2 protein-coding genes are annotated in these 1,205 nt (G+C 64.3%); one reads left to right on the top strand and one right to left on the bottom strand.

Annotated elements, in window-relative coordinates:
* Positions 1-515 (bottom strand): alpha/beta fold hydrolase (locus ACWF9G_RS34300; RefSeq protein ID WP_452520388.1); only part of this gene is annotated, 515 nt, incomplete at its 3' end.
* 157 nt (positions 516-672) lie between these two features.
* On the opposite strand from ACWF9G_RS34300, the gene ACWF9G_RS34295 reads away from it, so the two are divergent.
* On the top strand, positions 673-1,205 hold a 533-nt coding region (locus ACWF9G_RS34295; protein WP_452520386.1), incomplete at its 3' end, for a TetR/AcrR family transcriptional regulator.

Raw genomic sequence — 1,205 nt, 5'->3', positions numbered from 1 at the left:
TCGTCCAGGTTGTAGAAGTTGTTGTAGAACTGGGTGAACCAGGCGTAGCGGTCGGCCCGCGCCGCAGCAGTGATGCCGTCGAACACCTCCTGTGGCACACCCTCGGGATTGTCGTCACGCTGCACCAGGAACGGCTCCAGCGAAGCCAGGAATGCCAGCTTGGCGACCCGTTCGGGCCCGTAGTTGTTGATGTAGCGGGCGAGTTCGCCAGTGCCCATGGAGAAACCGGCCAGGATGACCTCGCGCAGGTCAAGCGTCGTCAGAACCGCGTTCAGGTCGGCGGCGAAGGTGTCGTAGTCGTATCCCACGCCGACCTTCGACGACCGCCCGAACCCACGGCGGTCGTAGGTGATGACCCGATAGCCCGCGTCCAGCAGTTCGCGCGTTTGCAATTCCCAGCTGGCGCCGTCGAGCGGGTAGCCGTGGATCAGCACGACCGGCTGACCTGTGCCGTGATCCTCGTAGTACAGCTCGATGTCGGTGCTGTTCTCGATGCCGACGGTGATGAATCCCATGACCGACTCCTCGTGCTTGTTATGCGTCGCTTGTGACTTACCGGCGGGAGAACGATCGTTCTCGGCCGGCATTTGATACCGTAGAGAACGTACGTTCTCGGCGCAAGTGGAAGCGAGGTATGAAGTGGCTCACCAGGTACGGAATCCCCCTGCTGACTTGCGCGATCAGGTCGTCCGGGCCGCCGACGCTCTGTTCTATGAGCAGGGGATTCAGGCGGTGGGCATGGACGCGGTGCGGACGGCGGCCGGGGTCTCTCTCAAGCGCATCTATTCGCTGTTCGGTTCGAAAGACGACCTGATCGCGGCGGTGCTGCGGCACCGGTCCACGATGTGGGACGAGGGCCTGGCCTCGACTGTGCGGCCGGAAATGTCCGCCGGAGAGCGGTTGCTGGCGATCTTCGATTTCCTCGACGCGTGGTTTCGGGCGCCGGACTTCCGGGGCTGCGCGTTCATCAACGCCTACGGCGAACTGGGATCAGGCTCGACGGCGGTGAACGACGCGGTACGGGCGCAGAAGAACACGTTCGGCGAATACGTCGCCCGCCTGGTCGCTGAGGCCGGCGCACCACCGGAGCTGGCACCCCAGATCGCTCTGCTCGCAGAGGGCGCCCAAACCACCGCGGCCATCACCGGGACTCCGGAACCCGCACGTCATGCCCGAGTAGCTGCCAAGACCCTGCTGGACCACGC

The sequence above is a fragment of the Nocardia sp. NPDC055029 genome (genome assembly GCF_053608525.1).
This window is presented reverse-complemented; position numbering and strand designations above follow the sequence as displayed.